The sequence below is a fragment of the Conchiformibius steedae genome (assembly GCF_014054725.1).
GTDB lineage: Bacteria > Pseudomonadota > Gammaproteobacteria > Burkholderiales > Neisseriaceae > Conchiformibius > Conchiformibius steedae.
The window spans coordinates 1,083,904-1,108,591 of the sequence record NZ_CP059563.1; the positions used below are offsets into that span (position 1 = coordinate 1,083,904).

A 24,688-nucleotide genomic window follows, 5' to 3' on the forward strand; every position below is an offset into this window, starting at 1 on the left:
CGCGCTTTGAATAGGGAAAATCTTTTACAATCGCCTTTCTGCATAATATCCGCCCTGTATTTACGGAGGAACACCATGACCACCACCCGCATCCGCGAAATCCCCTATAACTACACCTCTTTTTCCGACCGCGAAATCATCTGCCGCCTATTGGGCAATGCCGCGTGGGACACCCTGCAAAGTTTGCGTTCGCAGCGCAAAACGGGGCGTTCCGCGCGGATGTTGTTTGAAGTGTTGGGCGATATGTGGGCGGTACAGCGCAACCCCTATTTGATTGACGATTTGCTCGAACACCCCAAACGCCGCGCCGCACTGGTGCGTGAAATGCGCCACCGTTTGGGCGAAATCCGCAAACGCCGCGACGACAACAGCGAAGTGTTAAAACTGATTCAGGCAGCTGAAAGCGCAGTCAACCGTTTTGAAGACGGCTTTGCCGCCACCGAACTCAAACGCCGCCAAATCCTCAACCGTTTAAGCAAAATCACCGCCAAACACAATATTATGTTTGACGGCTTGGCGCGGGTGAGCCACGTTACCGATGCGACAGACTGGCGCGTGGAATATCCCTTTGTGGTGATTAACCCCGATACTGAAGCCGAAATCGCCCCTTTGGTACGCGCCCTGATTGAATTGGATTTAACCATTATCCCGCGCGGCGGCGGTACGGGTTACACGGGTGGCGCGATTCCTTTGGACGCGATGAGCGCGGTCATCAATACCGAAAAATTAGACCGTCATCACGGCGCGGAATACGTTGCCTTGGCGGGTTTGGAAGGTACGCACCCGATTATCCGCTGCGGCGCGGGCGTGGTCACACGGCGCGTGGAAGAAGCCGCGCACGCCGCCAAGCTGGTGTTTGCGGTGGACCCGACTTCGGCAGATGCCAGTTGCGTGGGCGGCAATATCGCCATGAACGCAGGCGGTAAAAAAGCCGTGTTGTGGGGCACGGCGTTGGACAATCTGGCGTGGTGGAAAATGGTCAATCCGCAGGGCGAATGGCTGAAAATTGAACGGGTAAACCACAATTTCGGCAAAATCCACGACCAAGAAACCGCCATATTTGACGTACACACCCTGCGCGAAGACGGCGAAACCATTGCCAAAACAGAGCGTTTGGAAATCGCAGGCAGCCGTTTCCGCAAAGAAGGCTTGGGTAAAGACGTAACCGATAAATTTTTAAGCGGTTTGCCGGGGGTGCAGAAAGAAGGCACGGACGGCATCATCACCAGCGCAGCGTTTGTGCTGCACAAAATGCCCGCGCACACGCGCACCGTGTGCATGGAATTTTTCGGCACGGTTGCCAACGCCACGCCGTCTATTGTGGAAGTGCGCGATTTTATTTTGGGACATCCGTCCGTGCGCTTGGCGGGTTTGGAACATCTGGACTGGCGTTATGTCCGCGCCGTGGGTTATGCCACCAAAGCAGCAGGGCGCGGTCGTCCGAAAATGGTGTTGCTGGCAGACGTGGTGTCCGACAACGAAGCCGATGTTCAGGCAGCCGCCGAACAGATTGTCGAGCTGGCGCGGGCGCGTGACGGCGACGGCTTTATCGCCGTTTCGCCCGAAGCGCGGAAAACCTTTTGGCTGGACCGCAGCCGCACCGCCGCCATCGCCCGCCACACCAACGCCTTTAAAATCAATGAAGACGTGGTCATTCCCTTGGAAAACTTGGGCGGCTATTCAGACGGTATTGAACGCATCAATATTGAATTGTCCATTCAAAACAAGCTTAAACTGTGCGATGCCCTGATTCCCTACCTTTCAGGCAGCCTGCCCGTTGAACAGCTCGGCACGGATTTGCCCAAAAGCGAACTGCTGGGCGACCGCGCCAAACACGCTTTGGCACACGTCCAAACCGTGCGCGAACGCTGGCAGTGGCTGTTGGACAATATGGATTTGCCCTTGGCGGATTACCAAAACCGTTACGGCGCACAAGCCTTTGCCGACCCCGCTGCCAATCCTGCCGAAAGCTGCTTTACCGCCTTCCGCGATTTCCGCCTGCGCGTATCGGTCAAGGAAGACGTGATGAAACCTTTGGCGGAAATTTTCAGCGGCAGCGCCGATGCCAAAATTATGGCGGGTTTGGGCAAAATCCACGCCGCCGTGGTGCGCCAACGCGTGTTTGTTGCCCTGCACATGCACGCAGGCGACGGCAATGTCCACACCAATATCCCCGTTAATTCAGACGATTATGAAATGCTGCAAACCGCCCACCGCGCCGTTGCCCGCATTATGGATTTGGCGCGTAGCTTAAACGGCGTGATTTCGGGCGAACACGGCATCGGCATCACCAAGCTGGAATTTTTAAGCGATGAAGAAATGCAGCCGTTTTGGGATTACAAACAAAAGGTTGACCCGCACGGCAGCTTTAACCGCCACAAGCTGATGAAAGGCTCGGATTTGCGCCACGCCTACACCCCGTCTTTTGAACTGATGGGTTTTGAATCGCTGATTATGGAACAGTCCGCGCTCGGCGGCATTACCCACGCCGTCAAAGACTGCCTGCGCTGCGGCAAATGCAAACCCGTGTGTTCCACCCACGTCCCCCGCGCCAACCTGCTTTACAGCCCGCGCAATAAAATCCTCGGTGTCGGCTTGCTGGCAGAAGCATTTTTGTATGAAGAACAAACCCGTCGCGGCGTATCGCTGAAACATTTTGACGAATTGGGCAATATCGGCGACCACTGCACCGTGTGCCACCGTTGCGTGAAACCCTGTCCCGTCAAAATTGACTTTGGCGATGTAACCGTCGATATCCGCCACTTTTTAAAACAATCGGGCAAACAAAGTTTCAGCCCTGCCGCCGCCGCAGGCATGGCATTGCTCAATGCCAAAGACCCCCGCGCCGTCAAACTGTTGCGCCAAGCCGTTGCCAAAGGCGGTTTCAAATTGCAAAACTTCGCCTACGAATTGGGACAAAAATTCCCCCTTGGCACAGAAAAACAAAAAGAAGCCCCCAAAGCCACCACCCGCAAAACCCCCGTGCGCGAACAAATCGTCCACTTTATCAACCGCCCCCTGCCGCGCCATATTCCCATCAAAACCGCGCGCGCCCTGCTGGATATTGAAGACGCCAAAACCGTGCCGATTATCCGCAATCCCGCGCTGCCTGAAGATGCCGAAGCCGTGTTTTACTTCCCCGGTTGCGGTTCGGAACGGCTGTTCAGTCAAGTCGGATTGGCAACGCAAGCCATGCTCTACCATGCAGGCGTGCAAACCGTGTTGCCCCCCGGTTATTTGTGCTGCGGTTATCCGCAGAACGCAGGCGGCGACAAAGCCCGTGCCGAACAAATCGTTACCGACAACCGCGTCTTGTTTCACCGCATGGCAAACACCCTGAATTATCTGGATATTAAAACCGTGGTCGTCAGCTGCGGAACGTGTTACGACTCACTGGCGGAATACCGTTTTGAAGACATTTTCCCCGACTGCCGCATTGTGGATATTCACGAATTTTTGCTGGAAAAAGGCATCAAGCTGGACGGCGTACAAGGACGGCAATACCTGTACCACAACCCCTGCCATTCCCCCATCAAAACCATGGATGCGACCCAACTGGCAGGCGAGCTGATGGGCAAAAACGTGATTGCCAGCGACCGTTGCTGCGGCGAAAGCGGCATGTTTGCCGTTAAACGTCCCGATATTGCCAGCCAAGTCAAATTCCGCAAGCAGGAAGAAATCGCCAAAAACCTTGCCGCGCTGCCTGAAAACGAACGCGGCGATGTGAAAATGCTGACGTCTTGCCCCGCTTGTTTGCAGGGTTTGAGCCGCTATACCGACGACAACAACCTGCCTGCCGATTATATTGTGGTGGAAATGGCGAAATATATTTTGGGCGAAAACTGGCAGGACGAATTTGTCGCCCACACCCAAAACGGCGGGATTGAACGGGTGTTGTTATAGTTGATAAAAATGAGAAAAGCGACAACGCCCGCCGTGTACGAATCGTACATCAGGGCGTTGGCAACGCTTTATCGTTGCGTTTTTAATCAACTGTATAACGTTAATTAAACGGGAGCAGTGCTTATGCAGCAGCGCACCAAAATCACAATCCAACGGAGCCAGCTGGACACCAGCCAACCCGAACCCCCGCTGCGTACGGCAGCATCGGTACGGGCAGCGGTTTATTCTGCGCTGCTGATGCTGGTGTCTTTTTTTCTGCCTGTTCTTGTGGAAGAAAACGGTGTGCCGATAGCATCGGGTATTCAAATCATAAAATCCATGTGGTTCTTGGTTTTTATCCCGATTGTGGGTTGGACACCGTTTGCCAATCTGTTTTATTGGGTGGCGTGGCTGCTGCTGTTTGCAGGCAAGCATACGCCCGTTAAGGTATTGTTAGGGCTGGCGTGGTGGGTGGCTGTGGGGGGAACCGTGATGTATATTGCTCTGATTAAGTGGCAGTGGTCTCATTTGGGCATAGGTGCGCTGCTGTGGTTTTTATCGTTTGTCGCGCTAACGATGGGGGTGTGTTATCCCCGTATCAGTGTGAAGCAGATGTGGTGGCGTTTGGCGTGGCTCACGCTGCCGCCTGTAGCGGCGTTTTATGTGTGGTGGCGGTATCGGGGAATATAGATGCCGATATTGGGAACATCATGTGTCTTGACACAAATATGTAAACCAGCATTCTATTAAAAATCAAAAACAAACAATGAGTCAATAATGAAATTTAATCTTTCTGATTTCGGACAAAAATTTACCCGCGAAAGCGCGATTTTGCAGCTGATGGACGATTTGGGTCAGGCTTTGGGGCGGGACGGGGTAAATATGCTCGGTGGCGGCAATCCTGCGCGTATTCCTGCTGTGAACGCGGTGTTTGCCGAAGTGTTGCGCGATTTGGCGCAGGCAGACGGCGCGGCGGCAATGGTGGAAAACATCGGTAATTATTCCGAACCGCAGGGCGACCGCGCTTTTTTGCAAACGGTGGCGGCGTTTTTGCGGCGGCATTATGGTTGGGATGTGTCTGCCGACAATATCGCTTTAACTAACGGTTCGCAAAATGCCTTTTTTTATTTGTTTAACCTGTTTGGCGGGGCGTTTACTGATGCAAACGGACAAACGCAGCATAAATCGGTGTTGCTGCCGCTTGCGCCCGAATACGTGGGTTATGCCGATACGCCTGTGGGTGGGGGTGGATTTATTGCCGTGCCGCCGCGCATTGAAACGGCTACTTTTCAGGGGCAGGGCGGTTTTTTCAAATACCGTGTGGATTTTGATGCCTTGGAACGGCTGCCGCAGTGGGCAGACGGCAGCATTGGTGCAGTGTGCTGCTCGCGTCCAACCAACCCCACAGGCAATGTGCTGACCGATGCGGAAATGGCGCGTTTGGACGCATTGGCGCAAAGTCGCAGCGTACCGCTGATTATTGACAATGCTTACGGCATGCCGTTTCCGAATATTATTCACACGCAAGCACAATTAAATTGGCATGAAAACATTATTTTGTGTTTCAGCCTGTCTAAAGTGGGACTGCCGGGGGTGCGCTGCGGTATTGTGGTGGCACATCCGCAGATTGTCCGCGCTTTGGCGGCGTTGAATGCGGTGGTGAATCTTGCGCCTACCCGTTTTGGTGCGGCGGTGGCTGCGCCTTTGCTGGCAGAAGACCGCTTAAAAACCTTATCCGAACAGCATATCCGCCCGTTTTACCGCGCCCAAACCGAAACCGCTTTGCGCCTGTTGCGTGAAGCCATGCCCGATGTGCCTTTGCGCGTGCATGTGCCTGAAGGGGCGATTTTTCTGTGGCTGTGGTTTGAAGGACTGCCGCAAGGTACGGGCGAACTGTACCGCCGCTTAAAGGCGCAAGGCACGCTGGTGTTACCTGGTGAGCCGTTTTTTGTCGGCATGGATACGGCGGATTATCCCCATGCCCGCGAGTGCATCCGCATCAGCATTGCTCAAGATGAAGCAGTGTTGGCGCGGGGTATTGCGGCGATTGCGGCGGCAGTACGCGCTTTGTATCGGGATGGAAAAGCCGCATAAGTTGCTTGCATTGGCGCAGACACAGTGATAACGTTGGCATCACGCAAACACCGATATAGCAAAGGAGTCAAAAATGTTTGTCAAACCCTTGATGGCGGCGGCTGCCGCTTTGTATTGCAGTGCTGCGCTGTCTGCCGCCAATCCCCCCATCAGCGAAGCTGAAATCCACCAATACCGCGAAACCCTGTCTGCCGCAGGCAAGGCATTGGAAGCGGGCAACGCTGCGGCTGCCTTTCCGCAAGTGCTGGCAATGGCACAAAAAGGCTTTGCCGAAGCACAATATATTGTTGCCACGCTGTATCACGACGGCGAAGGCACGCCCGTCGACAGCGCACAGGCGCGGCACTGGTATCAGGCTGCGGCGCAAAACAGCAATCCCGCCGTGGCACAGCTGGCAAAAGAAGCCTTGGCACAACTGCCCTAAATTTTATCAGGATGCAAGCCATGTTATTCAGTAAAAACGATAAAATCAATGGTTTGGTGGCAGAAAAAGTGCGCGGGGGCTGGCAGGTGCGCAAGGGGAAAAAACACAAAATCCTGATTGCGCCCAGCGGTCAGCGGGTGGCGATTCCCGCTACGCCCAGCGATTACCGTGCGTTTTTGAATTTTTCGCGCGATGTGCGTCGTTTGGCGGAAGGTTTGCCGATACGGGTGCGCGAGCAGATTGAGCCTGAACCGTCTGTTTCGCGCGAAGAAGACGGCGTTTGATTTTTGGTAAAGATGCCCGTATGCGGGGCGGAGGCTTCCGCTGCGTATGCGGGTTGAATTTTATGCGGGTAAAGTGATGGATGATGCGGTGCTTTCCGTTCCCGATTATGTGGAACAACTGAACGGGCTGGTGTTGGCGGCAGACGACATTCTGTGGCTGGATTTGGAATTAGACCCGAAAAGCGGGCGTTTGCTGGAAGGGGCATGGCTGGTTGGCGGTAAGGTGTGGCGTTTTGACGGGCAGCAGTTTGAGCAGCAGCGGCAGCTTGCAGCGCAATATTTGGAACAGGCAGCAGCTTTGGGCGGACACAATTTGGTGGAATTTGATTTGCCTGCTTTGGATAAGCTGCTGCACGGCAGCGGCGGCAATGCGGAAAGATTGGCAGCGTGGCGCGAAAAAGCGGTGGATACGCTGTATTGGACCACTTTGCTGATGCCGCATCAGCCGCGTTATGCTTTGGCAAAACTCTACCGCGCCGATACCGGACACAATAATCCCGTGCAGGATTGTGTGGAAAGCCGTGCTTTATGGCAAAGCTGTTGCAGCAGTTGGCAGGGTTTGCCGCAAGGGTTGCAGGCTTTGTTTGTGCGTTTGCTGCCTGTGGTGCGGTGGTTTCCCAAAGCGGCGGCGTTGCCGTTTGACGAACAGCAGCTATATGAACAGTTGCCCGCAGCGGGCAACCGTGGGGATTTGTGTGCGCGGGTGGCGGCGGCGGTGGCGGGAACACCGTCTTGGCGGCATTTTGCTTTGGCGGTGCTGGTGCATTGGCTGCGCCATTTTGAACGCCCGCAGGCGCGTCGTCCCGTGTGGCTGAACAAACACCCGCAGCACGGGGCGCGTTTTCGGGAAGCGGAAGAGGCGTTTTTCCGTTGGGGTGAATGGAACGAGGCATCTTTAAACCAAGCCTGTCGGGAAATTTTTAGCGGTTTGGCGGATTTTCAGGGCTTGCGGGCAGGGCAGTTGTCCATCGCGCAGGGTATTTTAGCCAACCGCGATATGCCCTTGGGGATTCTGCCTACCGGCGGGGGCAAAAGTTTGGCGTTCCAACTGCCTGCGCTGCTGTTGAGCAAATACCGGCGCGGACTGACGGTGGTGGTGTCGCCCTTAAAAGCCCTGATTATCGACCAAGTGGATAATTTACGCGCCAACGCGGGGATTTATGCGGAACGGGTGGCGGGTTTGGTATCGGGGCAGACGGAAACGGTGCAGCGCGATATTTTGGACGGGGTGTGGCGCGGCAGTATTGATGTGCTGTACCTCAGTCCCGAACGTTTGCGCAGCCGCAGCATCCGCGTGCTGCTGAAAAACCGTCCGCCTGCCTTGTGGGTATTGGACGAAGCGCACACGCTCAGCCAGTGGGGAACGGATTTCCGCCCCGATTTTTTGCGGATTGCCGAACACATTGCCGCGTGTTACGACCCGCCCGACCCGTCGGCAGCCGAGGGATTATTTGACGATAACAGCCGTGCCGTTCCCGCAGTGGGTTTGGTTACGGCGACCGCGTCGGCACGGGTAAAAGACGATTTGCAGCGCGAATTGACCGACAAACTCGCCAAACTTACCCGCCACAGCCGTTTGCAGCCATACGGCACGCCGCTGGAAGAGCTGACCGTACAGCGCAGCAATATTGAGCGCGTGTTTCAAAATATCCCGCCTGCCCAGCGCGACAGCCGCGTTTTACAGATTTTGCAGCAACGCCGCGCCGAATACGCCGCTGCCCGTGCCGATGCACAAGCAGGCGTGGCGCTGGTGTATATCCGCCACCGCAAACACTGCGAAGATTTTGCCAAACTGTGCCAAAGTCAAGGCTTGGCTGCCGTTGCCTATCACGCCGGTTTGCCCGAAAACCAACGCAGCGAAATCATCGAACAATTTAAAGACAACCGCTTTGAAGTGGTGGTGTGTACCAATGCTTTCGGCATGGGCATAGACAAAGCAGGCGTGCATACCGTGGTTCATTACGCCCCGCCTGCCAATTTGGAATCGTATATACAGGAAAGCGGACGTGCCGCCCGCAAAAGCGGCGAACACGGACGCGCCTACCTGCTGTGGTCGCAATCTGATATTGAGCAATTATTCCGTTTGGAACGCGAAAACCGCATTCACAACAGCAAAACCCTGCACGACTGCTGGCACATTATCCGTCCGATTTTAAAACGCCCCGCCAACGACCAATGGTTTGCCGATACCGATTTGGCGGGCGTGCTGCAGCAGGAAAACGACATGCTGCTGACCCAAATCCGCGTGGCATTGCTGGCATTGGAACGTTACGGGCTGCTGGTGGAAAAAGAACAGCAGCCTGCCCGCATCGGTTTGAAGCTGTTGCCCGAACACGCCGCAACAGACCTGCCCGCGCCTGTTGCCGCCGTGTACCGCCAATTGCAGCAGATTTTGGCGGGACAGGATTGCGAACGCGAATTTGTGCAGTTTCACCTGCCCGAACTGTCGCTGGCACTGGGTCAGCCTGTGAAAAAGCTGCTCTCTGCCCTACACACGCTGGTGCAGTCGGGATACGCGCAATGGCGGGTGGAATTGGGTATCCGTCTGCGTTATAAAAACCATTTTTTAAAGCAGCAGATGGCGCGTTATCAAAAATATCTGACCGCATTGCGCGAAGTGTTTGCCCGATATGCTTGGCAGCAGCACGGCGAAGGCGATGTATTATTGTGTTTGGACGTGTTAAATCATGCTTTGGCGCAACACAGCACCGTCAAAACCGATGCACGAAAAGATATTCTGCCGCTGCTGTCGGCTTTGGGCGCGATACGTTACCGCAGCATCAATGCACACGAAGTGTCGGTATTGCCTACAGAAGCGGCGGCAGCGGCAGGCGCACACTGGCAAGGCTGGCTGGAAGTGGCGGAACACTGTTTGGTGGAACTGGCGCAGCTGCTGGATTATCTGATGCAGTACGCCGATGCCGACAGCCCCCGCGTATTTGTGTTAAGCGGATTGGCAGACACTTTGGCACAATCCCCCGAAGTCGTTTTGCAGCGTTTGGAAATCCTGCAAAAACTCGCCCTGATTGATTTAACCCGTACCGACGGCAACGACGGCAGCCTGTTTTTTATCGGCGCATCTGCCACGCAGCGCAAAAACTATCACGAAAACGCCTACCAATACCTCAAAACCCATTATCAGGAACGCTGCCAACGCCTGCACCTGCTGTACCGCTGGCTGCAATACAGCGACGAACACGACCCCGTCAATCAAAACCTGTCTGCTGCCGACTGCCGCCGTTTGCAACATCAATTATTGGAAGACTATTTCAAGAAAAATTTGGCAACAGTCGTACACGAACACTGTCCCGACCCCGAAGCCGCCAAACAGCCGCGTTTGAAAAATTACGACCGCGCCATTTTGCCCGACCATTTCAGCAGCACCCAAAAAGCCATTGTGTGTGAAGCAGGACGCGCCGCCTTGGTGCTGGCAGGACCGGGCGCAGGCAAAACCGCCGTGGTGGTGCATCGGGTGGCTTATTTACTGATGAAACAGGATATCCTGCCCGAAAAAATCCTGATTTTGGCGTATAACCGCTTGGCGGTGGCAGAGCTGCGCCGCCGCCTGTATGCCCTGATTGGCGACTATGCCCGCGGTGTGACCGTCAGCACCTTTCACGGCTTGGCGCGACACATCACCCAAGCAGACGAAAACGACGCCCCCGCCGCCGAAGTGGAACGCCTGTTGCAGCAATATCCCCATTTGGACGGAAAAACAGAAAACGCCCGTTACCAATGGCTGTTGGAACAAGCCGTCGCCCGCCTAAAAAACCAAGAAAACCTCCTGTTCTACCAATATATTATGGTAGATGAATTTCAAGATATTGATGCCGTTCAATATGATTTGATTGCCCAGCTTGCCAATTTGCAGGAACAGGAAGACAGCGAAAGCCTATACGAACAACAAGGCTATTTGATGGCAGTGGGCGACGACGACCAAAACCTGTATGCCTTCCGCGGTGCCAGCATCCGCTATATTCAACAGTTCGCCGACAATTACCACATCGGCGGACAACAGCAGTATTTTTTAACCACCAATTACCGCAGTTGCCCGAATATTGTTGATTTGGCAAATGCTTATATTCAAACAGCATTGCCCGCTGCCGAGCGTTTGAAATCCGCCCGACACGCCATTACCGCCCACCGCACGGATAACGCCGCGCCCGTCCGTTACGGCTTGTTTGCCCAAGTGCGCGGCATTGACATGGCGGCATGGCTGGCGCAAGACATTCACAAGCTGCGTCAGCTGCACCCGCAGCACAGCATTGCCGTATTGGCACGGCGTTGGCGCGACTTTGATGCCGTCCAGCATTATTTGGAACAACAAGGCATCCGCTGCCAGTGCCGCAACCAAAGCGAAACACAGCACCCCTTACACAGCATGGTCGGACGCGCCCTGCTGGCACATTTGGGCGGATTGGCGCATCAGTTAATTGAAGGAAAAGCCGTTGATTACTTAAAACAATGGCGCAAAGAACACGGCTTTAACCAATTAGACAAAGCATGGTCTGCACTGTTGCACAGCGTATTAAACCTGCGCGATGTGAGCGGACAAACCCTGATAGACGCATTGGAACAAGCCGTTTACGACCGTCAGAACCCCGTGGTACTGCTAACCTATCACAGCGCAAAAGGCATGGAATTTGATGCCGTTTATATAATTGACGAACAATCGGATTTTCAAGCCAATCAAGATACGGTGCGCCAAATGTATGTGGCACTCACCCGCGCCAAAAGCCGTTTGACGGTGCTGCAACACCGTTACCGCTGCGATAAAACACTGCACGTGCTGTTGCAGCAAATGGGCGAAGTTTTTGATATTGGTGCTGTGTCTGTGCCAAGCAAACTGTATTTTCACCGCTTTTTGGCTTTAGATGAAATTCAACTGACACCTGCGGATTTGGTTCGGGACGAAGGACGTATTTTTTTAGCCCATTGCTGTCAGGGTGATACGCACCCGTTTGGTGATTCGGGTGAATGGTCTGTACCTATGGAATTTAAATACGAAAACCGTTTTTATGACAAAAAATCGGGACAGGGTTATCAGTTGGAAAAAAAACGGTATCAGGGTTTTGTGTTTAAAAAGGATAATCAAAATTATATGTTGGCTTATTTTTCCAATAAATTTGCAGACGATATACGCGAACAACAGGCAGTATTGAACATGATTGGATTTACCACTTTGTATTTTGTTCAAAATGATAGGAAATGGTATCGGGAAAGCGGCTATTTCGGCACGGAAACCGCACATTTTGTGCTGGTGCCTTATGTGCGTTTTGAAGTAAGTTTATAAATAAAAACAGTGGTTTGATTTTATCTCAAACCACTGTTTCCATTGTTTAATGGCTTTTAAATCACAAACTGCCAATTTTCCATGCCTGCAAAGCCTTGGTCCATTTCGGCGGCGGGTTTGTTGGCGGATACGCCCACGGCTTTGGCAGGCACGCCCACAACCGTGGTATGGGCTTCCACATCGCGCACCACCACGCTGCCCGCGCCGATTTTGGCGCAATCGCCGATGCGGATATTGCCCAATACCGAAGCATTCGCGCCAATCATCACGCCGTCGCCCACTTTGGGGTGGCGGTCGCCGCTTTCTTTGCCCGAACCGCCCAAAGTGACGCCGTGCAAAATGGAAATATCGTTGCCCAGTATGGCGGTTTCGCCCACCACCACGCCCGTGCCGTGGTCAATCATAATGCCTTGTCCGAAAACCGCGCCGGGGTGAATATCCACGCCAAACACTTCCGAAGCGCGGTTTTGCAGAAAATATGCCAGCGTTTTGCGCCCGTTTTGCCATAGGCAATGATTGATGCGGTGCGCTTGAATGGCGTGAAAACCTTTAAAATACAATAAGGGTAAAGTGTATTGGTCGCAAGCGGGGTCGCGTTCGTAACAGGCGCGGATATCGGCTTGCACGGCATCGGTAATGCTTTTATCGTTGTTCAGTACGTCGGCAAACACTTCAAACAGGGTGCGTGCGTCCATCACGCTGTTGCTGAGTTTGCTGGAAAGCTGAAACGCCAAGACGTTTGCCAAGCTGCGATGGCGCAGCACGGTTAAATGCAGAAAGCTGGCGAGCATGGGTTCTTCGGCAGCGGCGAGGGTGGTTTCTTCGCGTATGGCGAGCCAGAGGTCTTGCGGGTGCATGGTGGTTCCTTGATGTGTGCTTTGACGTAACTATACCGCATTTGACGTTTTTTAACAAAGCAAGTACCACCTGCACGGGCAAAGTTAAGTTTGAGGGGATAGGGTGTTGAGAGCGGCTTGAGCAACGGCGGCGGCGCTGTCGGGCAGGGCGAGGGTACGGGCGTTTTCCGCCCAACGCAGACATTGGCTGCGGTCTAGTCCTGCCAGCACTTCGGCGAGTTTGGCGGCGGTAAGCTGGGATTGCGGCAGCAGCAGCCCTGCTTCGGCAGACACCATAAAACGGGCGTTGGCGGTTTGGTGGTCATCTACGGCGTGGGGATAGGGGACGAGTAATGCGCCGACACCTGCGGCGGTCAGCTCGGCAATGGTTAGCGCACCTGCACGGCAAATCAGTAAATCGGCTTGACGGTATAAGGCGGTCATATCGTCAATAAATTCCACGCATTCGGCTTCTACGCCTGCGTGGGCGTAAGCTTGTTGCAAGGCAGACAGTTTACCGCGTCCTGCCTGATGGGTGATGCGCGGACGTGCGGATTCGGGCAGTTGCGCCACGGCAGCAGGAACGGTGTCGTTGAGCATTTGTGCGCCCAAGCTGCCGCCTACCACGCAAATATGCAGTTTGCCGCTGCGGGTGGCGAAACGTTCGGCGGGGGCGGGCAAGGCGGTAATGTCGGCGCGGACGGGATTGCCCACCAAGCCTTGCGGGTGGTCGGGAAAGGCTTGCGGAAAGGCAGACAAAACGGCAGCGGCGTGTTTTGCCAAAATTTTGTTGGACAAACCCGCTACGGCATTTTGTTCGTGAATAATCAGCGGAATACCGCATAATTTGGCGGCTACCCCACCAGGAAAGGTCACAAATCCGCCAAAACCGATGGCAGCATCAATTTGGTGTTTCAGCATCACAGCACGGGCAGCGCGAACGGTACGCAGCAGGGTAAACGGCAACATCAGTTTGCGTTGCCAACCGTTGCCGCGCACGCCTTTCATGGCAACGGTTTCCAAAGGAATGCCATGTTGCGGGACGATGCGTTCTTCCATGCTGTCGCGGCTGCCCAGCCACACCACCTGATGCCCTTGGGCGCGTAAGGTTTCGGCAACGGCAAGCGCGGGGAAAATATGTCCGCCCGTGCCGCCGGACATCAGTAAAAAGGTTTTGGGATTCATCGTGTTGTCCGATAGGGATGTGTGGGGTGTACAGGGGCTTCGTCTTCGGCGGTCGTTTCGGCATTTTCTTCGGTATCCGCTTCGCCGTCTGCTGTTTCGGCAGGGGCTTCGGCGGTTTTCCAATTGGGGTCGTCAAAGCTGATGCCTTTGATTTTCATTCGGTTTTCATAATCTACGCGCAGCAGAATTGTGAGCGCGACAATAATAATCACCAAAGACGAACCGCCGTAAGAAATCAGCGGCAGGGTTAAGCCTTTATTGGGTAACAGACTGATGTTTACGCCGATATTGATAAAACTTTGCGCGGCAATCCACACGCCGATGCCAATGGCGACAAAGGAATTAAAGTGTAAATCCAAATCCCGCGCGTTGCGCCCGATGGAAAAGGCACGCCACACAATCCACGCATAGCAGAAAATCAGCAGGGTAACGGTAATCAGACCCAGCTCTTCAGCAATCACCGCCAAAATAAAATCGGTGTGCGCTTCGGGCAGAAAACCACGTTTAAACACGCCGTTACCCAAGCCTTCGCCAAACCAGCCGCCGCGTTCCATCGACATCAGCGAACCCATGCTTTGATAGCCTGTACCTGTAGGGTCTTTCCACGGCTGCCACATCACGCTCACGCGGCGCATACGGAAATCAGATGTGGCAATCACCGTTGCTGCCACCGATACGCCAATACCCACCACCATGGCAAACCATTTTCCGGGCAGATTGGCGAGAAACAGCATTACCAGCGCAATGGCAAACACCACCATCGCCGAACCCAAATCGCGGGTCAGCAAAATAAAACCGATGCCCAAACCGATGGGAACGGCAACCCATTTGACTTTGCCGAAATCGTGCAGGATTTCCATGCGCCGTTTGAAAAAGCCTGCCATGTATAAAATGGTCATCAGCTTAAAAATTTCGCTGGGTTGGATTTTTAATCCGCCCGGCAGCGGCATCCAACGTTTGGCACCGTTAATTTCTTCACCAATCAGCGGCACGACTGCCAGCACAAACAGCGAAAACGGCAGCAGTAATTTAATCCAGCGCAGCCAACGCCACATCGGGACACGGCACAGCAATGCCGCCAACAGTATGCCAATTACCGCAAACTGGCATTGTTTGATAAAGAAAACCGCACGGTTGGCATAATTATGCAGCCCTGCCTGTGCCACCGAAGCCGAATACACCATTACCAATCCGAAACCCAGTAGGCACAGCAATACCCACAACAGGGTTTTATCGTATTGGGGCTGGCGCATCTGCATTTGCCGATAACCGGGCAGGTCGGGGCGGGCAAACGGTTTGGACTTTGGGAATAGTGATGAAAATTTCATGTCTGTTCTTTATTATTGGCAGCTGGGGTTAAAACGGTTTATTTTGGCAATACAACATGAAAAATAAAACATTTTAACGCTAATGTGTGCGTAAGGTGCGCTTCTGAAAATATGATGGAGGCAATCAGGTAGGATTTTAACAAAAACGGCGCACAAACGCACGATAGCGGATGTTGCGCCGATGATACAGATTTTTTATTCTACACATAAACCTGTTTTACGGAAAGGGATAAGATGGATTTTTACCTGAACCCAAGCGCGTGTAACCGTGTTCGCAGACAAAACCCTGTACGCCTTGGTCGTGGGTTTGTGCAGGCATGGGCGGGCAGATTTGACAGGCAAAACCCACGCCCACGCTGCGGGGGACACAGCCGCTGCGGGCAAACGTGCTTAAAGTGGCATCGTAAAAACCGCCACCTTGTCCCAAGCGTGTGCCGTTGCGGTCAATCCCCACCAAAGGCAACAACAGCAGTTGCAAACGCTCGGCACGGATTTTGCGCCCTGCAAACTGGGGAATGCGCGGCAAACGGGCGCGTGTGCGTTCGGGACGGGCGTTTGCCTGCGGATAGGGGGTAAACCACAAACGTTTGCCACGCGGCGCGATATAGGGCAGGTAAACCCGTGCGCCGCGTTGTTGCGCCGTTACGATAAAATCGTGTACATCTAATTCGCTGCCCGCAGCCCAATACGCGCCAATGCGTTTGCCGCGTTTAATCAGCGGTTTGAGTGCCTGATTCGCCCGTTTTTGTGCGTGGCGGCGTTGCACAGGGTCAAGCGCGGCACGGGCGCGGCGCAAACGGCGGCGCAACTCGGTTTTGCTTTCCATCAACCGATTAGCTGTCTGACTGAATTCGCCACGCCAGCTCTTCGCCCGCGCACATCGGAATCACTTCGTCTGCACCAAAATCAAACCGTTCAGGCACGCGCTGCGGCTGTTTTACCAGCGTGATGGTGCGCGGGTTTTCGGGCAAACCGTAAAAACGCGCCCCGTTTTGCGAAGCAAACGCCTGTAATTTATCCAATGCGCCTGCTTGTTCAAAGATTTGCGCGTACAACTCAATCGCCGTTGCCGCGCTGAACACGCCCGCACAACCGCAGGCATTTTCTTTGGCGTGGCGCGGATGCGGCGCGGAATCCGTTCCCAAAAAGAATTTGTGCGCCTGTGCGCCGGTAACGGCATCCAGCAGGGCGCGGCGGTGGCGTTCGCGCTTGAGAATGGGTAAGCAGTAAAAATGCGGACGCACCCCGCCCACCAATAAATGATTGCGGTTAAACATCAAATGCTGCGGCGTAACGGTAGCAGCAACATTATCGCCCGCACCACACACCAATTCGGCGGCATCGGCAGTGGTAATGTGCTCAAACACCACTTTTAAATCAGGCACTTTTGCCAAAACGGGCAACAACACGCGCTCAATAAACACGGCTTCGCGGTCAAAAATATCAATTTCGGGGTCAGTCACTTCGCCATGCACCAAAAAGCGCATATCCTGCGCCGCGATTTCTTCCAACACGGGCAACAGCTTAAATAAATCGGTTACGCCCGAATCCGAATTGGTGGTTGCGCCTGCGGGATACAGCTTAAACGCCACAATGCCCGCTGCTTTGGCTTCGCGCACGGTGGCGGGGGTGGTGTGGTCGGTTAAATACAGCGACATCAGCGGTTCAAACGGATTGCCCTGCGGCACGGCGGCGAGGATTTTTTCTTTATACGCCAATGCCTGTGCCACTGTGGTAACGGGTGGTTTCAGATTCGGCATCATCAGGGCGCGACCCATTTGGCGGGCAGTATGCGGCACAACGGCGCGTAAGCCGTCGCCATCGCGCACATGAACATGAAAATCATCGGGTTGGATAATGGTTAGGGTTTGCATGGCAGTTCCTTAAAAAGGCGAGGAATAATGGGGACAGGCATTATTTGCAGCGAATCATCAGCGTAAACACGCCGTCTGCTCCGCTTTCCGATTGCAGCAGCGTATGCCCTGTGTGGCGGCAAAACGCCGCAAAATCATCGGGTGCGCCCGCATCGGTGGCGAGTACGGTAAACACATCGCCGCTTTGTGCCTGCGCCAAGGCTTTTTTGGTGCGTAAAATCGGCAGCGGGCATTTCAAACCTTTTAAATCCAATGTTAAATCGCTCATTGTTTTTCCTATTTTTAAGGGGTAGTCAAACGCATTTTCAAATAAGATGCCATACCGTACAACGCCACGCCCGCGCCGCCCAACAGCACAAACACGATGCCTTTTTTACGCGCATTCGGGCAAAACCAATACAGCGACAGACTAAAACTAAAAAACAGCGAAATGGCAACCCACAGCATTTTGGGTGTGCCTTCAAAGCGGTTCAGCGCATGGCTTTCGTTCAGCACCACATACATTTGCCACACGGCGGCAAGCGCAATCAGTGGAATACCGAATACATAGCCTGCGGCAATCCAATCCAGCGTACTCATGGTTTTATCGTTTCCTTTTCTAAACAAGGGTGTTTCCACCAATGGGTATGGGTTTGCGCCAAAATTTTTCCATCTGGAGCATACGCACGGAAAATCATATCGTTCAATCCCATCAATTTCACTGTATAAGCAAAAAATTGGCTGGTTTGGCAGTGCAATTGGGGGTTTGGGAGCTGCTTCAATCGTTCGGGTTGGACGTTTGCCATGCCTGTTGGGGTGAACTGTATGTTTATCACCAATGTGGTTTCATTTTCTATTTCAACATCAGTGTGTTGGATTGATTTTGCCAAATCGGAATGGGGCGAAACGACACGCTGATAGGTTTTAAAAAACGAACCATTGGTCAATTGTCGCTTGGTTTCGCGCAGCATATATTCGCGCAACTGCTGGCGTTCCCATGGCGACAATTGTTCTACGCCTTCTGCCAGTTCCCGTAATGTTTTGAGATGAGCGCTTGTTGGTGCTTGGGAATGGGGCTGAGTTTCAGCTGTGGGCGTTTGAGCAAACACAGTTGCAGTCACCAACGCAAAACCAATACCGATTGGGTAAAGTAGCTTTTTAATCATTTGTTTGTTTACTGTGCAGGCGTGGCGCAATCGGGCAAGGCGTGGCGCGATTGTCCAAGGGTTTTGCCTTGGTGGGTCAGTTGAACGGCAAAATGTGAAAAACCAAGGGTTTTTAAGGTGTGTAAATGTTGGGTTTTTTGGCACATGGTGTTTTCGGTCAGCTTGGTAAACATTTGGGCAAATGTATCCGCAGCTTGACCATTGTGTTGCATCATATTCGATACATCATCTTGTAATTCCATTTGATAGGCGATGGTGTTTTCTTGTTGTAAAACAATGTGGATAGATTGGAAAAATTCTTTAAGTGCGGGATTATTCGCAACTTCCTGTTGTATTTGTTTGTCAGCAAAATTAACTACCATTGTGCGCATCAGCATTTTTTCTGCATCGCTTAATTGATTGAAACCTTTTAGAAAGGTCTGATGTTCAACGGATTTTTCTGCATCAGCAGGTTTTTGGGCTTGCGCGGCAATCGGGGCGAACATCAGTGCGGTTAGCACGGCGCACAAGGAAAGTTTGGTAAACATATTATGCCTTTCTGTTTTGGGTTGAAGGTGTTAGGCACTGTGATACGGGCGCGACAGTTCGTGTACCGCTTCTACCAAAACTTCGGCGTGTTCGGGTGGGGTAAACTGGTTGATGCCGTGTCCCAAATTAAACACATGACCACTGCCTGTGCCGTAATCTGCCAAAATATGTGCGACTTCGCTGCGGATGCGTTCGGGCGTGCCAAACAGCACAAAGGGGTCTAAATTGCCTTGCAGGGCAACTTGTTCGCCTACACGGGCGCGGGCTTGGGCGATGTTGCAGGTCCAATCCAAGCCTAAAGCGTCTGCGCCGCACTCTGCCATGTCTTCCAGCCACAGCCCGCCGCCTTTGGCAAACACGATAACAGGCACGCGCCGTCCTTCGTGTTCGCGGGTTAAGCCTTGAATAATCTGGCGGATATACGCCAAACTGAATTCGCGGAAGGCATTGTGCGACAGTACTCCGCCCCAAGTATCAAAAATCTGCACTGCTTGTGCGCCGTGGGCGATTTGGGTGTTCAGGTATTCGGTAACGGCGCGGGCGTTGACGTCTAAAATACGGTGCAGCAAATCGGGTCGGGCGTACATCATGGTTTTGATGTTGCGGAAATCTTTGCTGCCGCCGCCTTCCACCATATAGCACGCCAGCGTAAACGGACTGCCCGAAAAACCAATCAGCGGCACACGCCCGTCTAAAGCGCGGCGGATAGAAGTTACCGCATCAAACACATAGCGCAGTTTTTCCATATCGGGAACGGTAAGCGCAGCAACATCGACTTCGTTTTGCACGGGTTTGGCGAATTTAGGACCTTCGCCCGTGCTGAAATACAGTTCCAAGCCCATGGCATCGGGCACGGTTAAAATGTCGGAAAACAAAATCGCTGCGTCTAAATCAAAGCGTTCCAAAGGTTGTAAAGTGACTTCGGTTGCCAGCTCAACATTTTGGCACAAAGACAAAAAATCGCCTGCTTGTGCGCGGGTGGCGCGGTATTCGGGCAGGTAGCGCCCTGCTTGGCGCATCATCCATACGGGTGTATATTCAACAGGTTGGCGCAATAGGGCGCGTAAAAAGGTGTCGTTTTTTAAAGTGGCCATAATCGTTTGGGTAAAATAAGGTTGACGCGGCGATTATATAGCGAAAACGTCAGCGCGGGCGCATCATGGGGCAATAGGGCAATTTTTGTTATAATTTGCCGCTATTTCACTTGTATTTGGCGGCGATGCCACTATATTGACCCCCAATTACGCCGCGCGACTGCCGCGCCCACGCCATCCGCATTACGAAAGCAGCAAAAATCATGTCCCAACATCCCTACCTCAACGAAAACGAAGAACAAAACAACGACGACAACCGCCCGCTCACGCCCGAAGAACAGCGCGAGCGTCTGCGCCGTCTGATTATTTTCGGTAAAGAACGTGGTTACATCACCTATGCCGAAATCAACGACGCGCTGCCCGACGATATGTCGGATGCCGAACAGATTGACAATATCGTCAATATGATACAAGGCTTGGGCATACAGGTTACCGAAGAAGCACCCGATGCCGAAACCCTGCTGATGAGCGACAACAGCGCCGCCATTACTGACGAAGATGCCGTTGCCGAAGCCGAAGCCGCCTTATCGCAAGCCGATTCCGAATTCGGGCGCACCACCGACCCTGTGCGTATGTATATGCGCGAAATGGGGCAGGTGGATTTGCTGACCCGCGAAGACGAAATCATCATTGCCAAAAAAATTGAAAACGCCTTAAAAAACATGATTCAGGCGATTTCTGCCTGCCCTGGTTCGGTAGGCGAAATTTTGGAATTGATTGAAAAAATCAAGAAAAACGAAATCCGCGTAGATGAAGTGGTGGAAGCCATTATCGACCCCAATGAAGTGCTGTTAAACGAATTGGGTTTGGGGCATTTGGAAAACAACGCCCCTGCTGCCGTGTCTGCCGAATCTGCCGATGAAGACAGCGACAGCGAAGACGACGGAGACGAAGAAGAAGACGGCGATGTTGGCGGCGGTATGGAAACCAATTTGGAAGAGCTGAAAGAGCAAGTGATTGAACACTTTAAGCACATCCAAAAAAGTTACGACAAAATGTTGGCTGCGCTGGAAAAACACGACAGCAAGCACGAAAAATACTTGGAACACCGCAGCGCGATTGCATCCAAACTGTTGGAAGTGCGTTTTGCCACCCGTCAAATTGAAAGCCTGAGCGAAAACCTGCGCGGCAAAGTGGACCGAATCCGCAAATTGGAGCGCGAAATCCGCGACATCTGCTTGGAGCGCGTGAATATGGAGCGCGAATACTTCTTGCAGAGCTTTTTGCCCAATGCCACCAATTTGAATTGGCTGGCGGAAGAAATCGCCAAAGACCGCGTGTGGAGCAGCGCATTGGAGCGTTTCCAACACGCCATTTTGGAAAAACAAACCGAAATGGCAGAATTGGAACAGCACGCCCGCATTTCCATCGGTGAATTAAAAGACATCAGCAAAAACATGGTGTTGAGCGAAAAAGAAACCGCTGCCGCCAAGCAGGAAATGATTCAGGCAAACTTGCGCCTTGTGATTTCCATTGCCAAAAAATACACCAATCGCGGTTTACAATTCCTTGATTTGATTCAAGAGGGTAATATTGGTTTGATGAAAGCGGTGGATAAGTTTGAATACCGCCGTGGTTACAAATTCTCCACTTATGCCACTTGGTGGATTCGTCAGGCGATTACCCGTTCTATCGCCGACCAAGCGCGTACGATTCGTATTCCCGTGCATATGATTGAAACCATTAACAAAATGAATCGGATTTCGCGCCAATACCTGCAAGAAACAGGGGAAGAACCTGATTCGGCAAAACTGGCGGAACTGATGGAAATGCCTGAAGACAAAATCCGCAAAATCATGAAAATCGCCAAAGAACCGATTTCTATGGAAACGCCGATTGGCGATGACGATGATTCACATCTGGGTGATTTTATTGAAGATATCAATAATGTTGCCCCTGCCGATGCGGCGATGTATTCCAGCCTGCGCGAAGTAACCAAAGACGTGTTGGAAAGCCTGACCCCGCGTGAAGCGAAGGTGTTACGCATGCGTTTTGGTATTGATATGAATACTGACCACACTTTAGAAGAAGTTGGCAAACAGTTTGATGTAACGCGCGAGCGCATCCGCCAGATTGAGGCGAAGGCGTTGCGGAAGTTGCGCCACCCCACCCGCAGCGATAAGCTGAAGAGCTTTTTGGATAGCGAAGACGCGAAATAATGCTTTAAAAACAGAACACACCGTGAATCATCACGGTGTGTTTTTTGATTTGGCTGCCGCTGTGAACAATTGAGCGGCAAGCTGTAGGGCATCAGCTGGAAATCAGTTTGATGGTCTGACCTGTTTTCAGATTGGATACGCCTTTGTTCAAACGTTTGATATCATTAACGTTCATTTTGTAACGGGCAGCGATGCTGTACAAGGTATCGCCTTTACGCACGGTGTGGGATGCGGGCGTGCTGCGCGGTGCGGCGTAGTCGTGGCTGTTGCCCGAAACCTTGCTCAACGGATTGCTGCGCTGGGTAGCGGGTTTTTTGGTGCCGTTGATGCGCAATACCTGACCGATGCGGATGCTGTTGTTGCGGATGCCGTTCGCACTTGCCAAATCTGCCACGTTCATATTGTAACGCTTGGCGATATTGTACAGAGTGTCGCCTTCGCTGACTTTATGTGTGCCGCTGTATGCCTGAATTTGGGCTGAAGCGCGGATGGCCTGCGGAACGGATTGTCCAGCTTCGCGTGCTTGGCGGACGTGTGCCAGTTGTTTTGCCTGTTGCAAACGCTCGGCGCGTAAACGTTCTTGTTCGCGGCGTTTGGCTTCTTTGGCTTCGGCAACTTTGGCAGCGCGTTCGGCGGCGGCGCGGGCTTTGGCACGGGCGACTTCTTTGGCAATGCGGGCGGCTTCAGCACGTTCGGCTTGGGCATTTGCCTGTGCAACGGTACTGCGGGCGGCTTGCAAGGCTTGGGCGCGTTGTTTCGCCAAGTTCATCAACGGGTCGTCAGCAGCGGCGGCAGGCGCGGACGCCGTGATGTTGTCGCTTACAGGCGCAGCGGCTTCGGATGCACCACGGGTAACATCGGCAAAAGCCAAGTGTTCGCTGGCAGCTTGAACGGCTTTATCGGCAAAGTTTTTCGCGCTGACGTTATGGGTGGGGGAAGACGGTTCTTTGGCACTGAAGGCGCGGATGGGGTCTTCAAAGCGGTTAACGGCTTCCACTGCGGCTTCAAAACTGCGTCCCACAGCAGGCTCGGAAGCTGCGGCTTGGGCAAACGCGGTTTCGGCAGCGGCTTCGTTTACTGCGCCGTTTTCAACAAAATTGATGAAATTGGCTTGTTTTTGCTGCTGCGGTTGCGGTGCGGGTGTGGCGGCGGCTACGGCGGGAGCGGCAGGCGGCGCGGTATCGGCAGCAGTCAGCACGGGGGCTTGTTCCACATAGGTATCGGGAACAGGGTCGTTATCGGCTTTGGCAAAATTGAAGTTGATGTTTTGCTGATTATTTAAGGTGTTGTTACGACTTACCAAAATGCTTTTACCGGCAGAAACGCGGTTGCCGTTAATGCCGTTTAAGCGGCGCAATTCGCCCACGGGGGTATTGGTTTTGGCGGCGATGTCGCTCAAAGTGGTGGTGTAGTCGGGGGTGTACACGTCCCAAGACAGCAGTGAGCGGGCATCGCTGTTGCGGTAATTGCTTTCAAAGGTATTGACAGCAGTCACGGGCAGCAGCATTTTGCGTCCGTTTTTGGGAATAAATACAGGGGTTTTGAAACCGGGGTTCAATGCCAAAAATTCGTTTTCGGGAATATTTGCCAAGTGCGCCGCCGCCATAATATCCATGGGCGTATCTACGCTTACGGCTTTAAAATAGGGGCTGTGCTGGATTTCGGGCAGTTGCAGCCCGTAATTTTGCGGATTCATTACCAAATTACGCACCGCCAGCAGCTTGGGAACGTAGTTGCGGGTTTCGCTGGGCATGCGCAGGTTTTCGTAAGTGGGCGGCAAGCCTGCGGATTGGGCGCGGCGGATGGCGCGGGTAAGGTTACCTTCACCCCAGTTGTAGGCAGCCAGTGCCAAAGACCAATCGCCAAACAATCCGTGCAGGTATTGCAGGTAATTCAAAGCGGCGTTGGTGGAAGCGTACACGTCGTGGCGACCGTCATACAGCGGGGTTTGTTCCAAACCATAGTGGCGACCTGTGGCAGGCATAAATTGCCACAAACCCGATGCGCCCACATGCGAACGCGCTTTGGTTACATAGGCGCTTTCAATAAAGGGCAGCAAAGCGATTTCGGCGGGCATGCCGCGTTTTTTCACTTCGTTGGTGATGTGGAACATATACGGTTTGCTGCGGTCAAGCGTACGTTTGAAATACGCGCTGTTGGCGGCAAATTTGTTTTCGTGGCTGCGTACCAAGCCCGAATTGACTTCGTTTAAACGGAAATCGTGGGCAAGCTGTTTCCATACGCTGCCGCCGTAAATGCGTTGGGCGGTAGTGTCGGCTTTGGCGGTGTGTTTGGCAGCGGCGGTGTTCTCTTGTAAAACCGATGCGTTCAGGCGCATCATTGCCATGCCCGAAGCGTCGGTATTGGGAACGCTGTTGTCTTTACCGTGTGCGGCAGCGGGTAGGGCGCACAAACCGCCTACGGCAATGGCTAGGGATTTTAGTGGTTTCATAATGGTATGATGACTCAATCGCTTGGGTTGAGATAAATTTGGCTGATAAACCTATCGTAAAGTTTTCAAGTTGATGTGTCAATGGCTGGACAAGTAAAATCATTGCAAGG

The 24,688-nt window shown here is 53.1% G+C and carries 18 protein-coding genes; 7 read left to right on the forward strand and 11 right to left on the reverse strand.

The window, feature by feature from the left end:
* The first annotated feature begins 75 nt into the window (after positions 1-75).
* The 6 genes from H3L98_RS05900 to H3L98_RS05925 all read left to right on the forward strand — a co-directional run bounded on the left by H3L98_RS05900 (position 76) and on the right by H3L98_RS05925 (position 11,977).
* Entirely contained in the window at positions 76-3,903 is a 3,828-nt protein-coding gene (locus tag H3L98_RS05900; protein ID WP_027021181.1) for a DUF3683 domain-containing protein, read from the forward strand.
* A gap of 123 nt (positions 3,904-4,026) precedes the next feature.
* Positions 4,027-4,572, forward strand: a complete 546-nt coding sequence (locus H3L98_RS05905) for a hypothetical protein (protein WP_027021182.1) — start codon at positions 4,027-4,029, stop codon at positions 4,570-4,572.
* Between the two features lie 87 nt (positions 4,573-4,659).
* Complete coding sequence (locus H3L98_RS05910; protein ID WP_034332978.1) at positions 4,660-5,976, forward strand: valine--pyruvate transaminase; 1,317 nt, start codon at positions 4,660-4,662, stop codon at positions 5,974-5,976.
* Between the two features lie 73 nt (positions 5,977-6,049).
* Positions 6,050-6,400, forward strand: a complete 351-nt coding sequence (locus tag H3L98_RS05915) for an SEL1-like repeat protein (RefSeq protein ID WP_246327792.1) — start codon at positions 6,050-6,052, stop codon at positions 6,398-6,400.
* Between the two features lie 20 nt (positions 6,401-6,420).
* On the forward strand, positions 6,421-6,684 hold the full coding sequence (locus H3L98_RS05920) for a hypothetical protein (RefSeq protein ID WP_211247089.1): 264 nt from the start codon (positions 6,421-6,423) through the stop codon (positions 6,682-6,684).
* A gap of 46 nt (positions 6,685-6,730) precedes the next feature.
* Positions 6,731-11,977, forward strand: coding sequence for a UvrD-helicase domain-containing protein (locus H3L98_RS05925; protein WP_027021185.1), 5,247 nt, complete (start codon positions 6,731-6,733; stop codon positions 11,975-11,977).
* A 56-nt stretch (positions 11,978-12,033) separates the two neighbouring features.
* Here the strand turns inward: H3L98_RS05925 and cysE are convergent, their stop codons facing one another.
* The 10 genes from cysE to hemE form a co-directional block, all read right to left on the reverse strand.
* Positions 12,034-12,834 carry a serine O-acetyltransferase gene (gene cysE, locus H3L98_RS05930; RefSeq protein WP_027021186.1) on the reverse strand — a complete coding sequence of 267 codons (801 nt, stop codon included), beginning with the start codon at positions 12,832-12,834 and terminating at the stop codon, positions 12,034-12,036.
* Between the two features lie 84 nt (positions 12,835-12,918).
* Positions 12,919-13,998: an undecaprenyldiphospho-muramoylpentapeptide beta-N-acetylglucosaminyltransferase gene (murG, locus tag H3L98_RS05935; protein ID WP_027021187.1), complete on the reverse strand. Its 1,080-nt coding sequence runs from the start codon at positions 13,996-13,998 to the stop codon at positions 12,919-12,921.
* Entirely contained in the window at positions 13,995-15,326 is a 1,332-nt protein-coding gene (ftsW, locus tag H3L98_RS05940; RefSeq protein ID WP_084481828.1) for a putative lipid II flippase FtsW, read from the reverse strand. The genes murG and ftsW overlap by 4 nt, the downstream gene beginning before the upstream one ends.
* Positions 15,327-15,543: 217 nt before the next feature.
* Complete coding sequence (locus H3L98_RS05945; protein WP_027021188.1) at positions 15,544-16,152, reverse strand: 5-formyltetrahydrofolate cyclo-ligase; 609 nt, start codon at positions 16,150-16,152, stop codon at positions 15,544-15,546.
* 7 nt (positions 16,153-16,159) lie between these two features.
* Entirely contained in the window at positions 16,160-17,200 is a 1,041-nt protein-coding gene (gene pyrC / locus H3L98_RS05950; protein WP_027021189.1) for a dihydroorotase, read from the reverse strand.
* A 40-nt stretch (positions 17,201-17,240) separates the two neighbouring features.
* The gene (locus H3L98_RS05955) at positions 17,241-17,468 is read right to left on the reverse strand and encodes a sulfurtransferase TusA family protein (protein ID WP_027021190.1); all 228 of its coding nucleotides are present in this window, start codon (positions 17,466-17,468) and stop codon (positions 17,241-17,243) included.
* 14 nt (positions 17,469-17,482) lie between these two features.
* Entirely contained in the window at positions 17,483-17,779 is a 297-nt protein-coding gene (locus H3L98_RS05960; protein ID WP_027021191.1) for a hypothetical protein, read from the reverse strand.
* Positions 17,776-18,345, reverse strand: a complete 570-nt coding sequence (locus H3L98_RS05965; RefSeq protein WP_027021192.1) for a hypothetical protein — start codon at positions 18,343-18,345, stop codon at positions 17,776-17,778. The genes H3L98_RS05960 and H3L98_RS05965 overlap by 4 nt, the downstream gene beginning before the upstream one ends.
* 8 nt (positions 18,346-18,353) lie before the next feature.
* Positions 18,354-18,872, reverse strand: a complete 519-nt coding sequence (locus H3L98_RS05970; RefSeq protein WP_027021193.1) for a hypothetical protein — start codon at positions 18,870-18,872, stop codon at positions 18,354-18,356.
* A gap of 30 nt (positions 18,873-18,902) precedes the next feature.
* Positions 18,903-19,967: a uroporphyrinogen decarboxylase gene (hemE, locus tag H3L98_RS05975; protein WP_027021194.1), complete on the reverse strand. Its 1,065-nt coding sequence runs from the start codon at positions 19,965-19,967 to the stop codon at positions 18,903-18,905.
* A gap of 203 nt (positions 19,968-20,170) precedes the next feature.
* Between hemE and rpoD the strand changes: the two genes are divergently transcribed.
* Complete coding sequence (gene rpoD / locus H3L98_RS05980; protein ID WP_027021195.1) at positions 20,171-22,126, forward strand: RNA polymerase sigma factor RpoD; 1,956 nt, start codon at positions 20,171-20,173, stop codon at positions 22,124-22,126.
* A gap of 91 nt (positions 22,127-22,217) precedes the next feature.
* Here the strand turns inward: rpoD and H3L98_RS05985 are convergent, their stop codons facing one another.
* A complete protein-coding gene (locus H3L98_RS05985) occupies positions 22,218-24,578 on the reverse strand; it encodes a LysM peptidoglycan-binding domain-containing protein (protein ID WP_027021196.1) in 2,361 nt (786 codons plus the stop codon).
* Positions 24,579-24,688: the final 110 nt, after the last annotated feature.

Excerpts from the sequence above, each read along its gene's own strand:
- H3L98_RS05900 (WP_027021181.1), top strand. The coding sequence starts at position 76 with ATGACCACCACCCGCATCCGCGAAATCCCCTATAACTACACCTCTTTT.
- H3L98_RS05905 (WP_027021182.1), top strand. The coding sequence starts at position 4,027 with ATGCAGCAGCGCACCAAAATCACAATCCAACGGAGCCAGCTGGACACC.
- H3L98_RS05910 (WP_034332978.1), top strand. The coding sequence starts at position 4,660 with ATGAAATTTAATCTTTCTGATTTCGGACAAAAATTTACCCGCGAAAGC.
- H3L98_RS05915 (WP_246327792.1), top strand. The coding sequence starts at position 6,050 with ATGTTTGTCAAACCCTTGATGGCGGCGGCTGCCGCTTTGTATTGCAGT.
- H3L98_RS05920 (WP_211247089.1), top strand. The coding sequence starts at position 6,421 with ATGTTATTCAGTAAAAACGATAAAATCAATGGTTTGGTGGCAGAAAAA.
- H3L98_RS05925 (WP_027021185.1), top strand. The coding sequence starts at position 6,731 with ATGCGGGTTGAATTTTATGCGGGTAAAGTGATGGATGATGCGGTGCTT.
- cysE (WP_027021186.1), bottom strand. The coding sequence starts at position 12,834 with ATGCACCCGCAAGACCTCTGGCTCGCCATACGCGAAGAAACCACCCTC.
- murG (WP_027021187.1), bottom strand. The coding sequence starts at position 13,998 with ATGAATCCCAAAACCTTTTTACTGATGTCCGGCGGCACGGGCGGACAT.
- ftsW (WP_084481828.1), bottom strand. The coding sequence starts at position 15,326 with ATGAAATTTTCATCACTATTCCCAAAGTCCAAACCGTTTGCCCGCCCC.
- H3L98_RS05945 (WP_027021188.1), bottom strand. The coding sequence starts at position 16,152 with ATGGAAAGCAAAACCGAGTTGCGCCGCCGTTTGCGCCGCGCCCGTGCC.
- pyrC (WP_027021189.1), bottom strand. The coding sequence starts at position 17,200 with ATGCAAACCCTAACCATTATCCAACCCGATGATTTTCATGTTCATGTG.
- H3L98_RS05955 (WP_027021190.1), bottom strand. The coding sequence starts at position 17,468 with ATGAGCGATTTAACATTGGATTTAAAAGGTTTGAAATGCCCGCTGCCG.
- H3L98_RS05960 (WP_027021191.1), bottom strand. The coding sequence starts at position 17,779 with ATGAGTACGCTGGATTGGATTGCCGCAGGCTATGTATTCGGTATTCCA.
- H3L98_RS05965 (WP_027021192.1), bottom strand. The coding sequence starts at position 18,345 with ATGATTAAAAAGCTACTTTACCCAATCGGTATTGGTTTTGCGTTGGTG.
- H3L98_RS05970 (WP_027021193.1), bottom strand. The coding sequence starts at position 18,872 with ATGTTTACCAAACTTTCCTTGTGCGCCGTGCTAACCGCACTGATGTTC.
- hemE (WP_027021194.1), bottom strand. The coding sequence starts at position 19,967 with ATGGCCACTTTAAAAAACGACACCTTTTTACGCGCCCTATTGCGCCAA.
- rpoD (WP_027021195.1), top strand. The coding sequence starts at position 20,171 with ATGTCCCAACATCCCTACCTCAACGAAAACGAAGAACAAAACAACGAC.
- H3L98_RS05985 (WP_027021196.1), bottom strand. The coding sequence starts at position 24,578 with ATGAAACCACTAAAATCCCTAGCCATTGCCGTAGGCGGTTTGTGCGCC.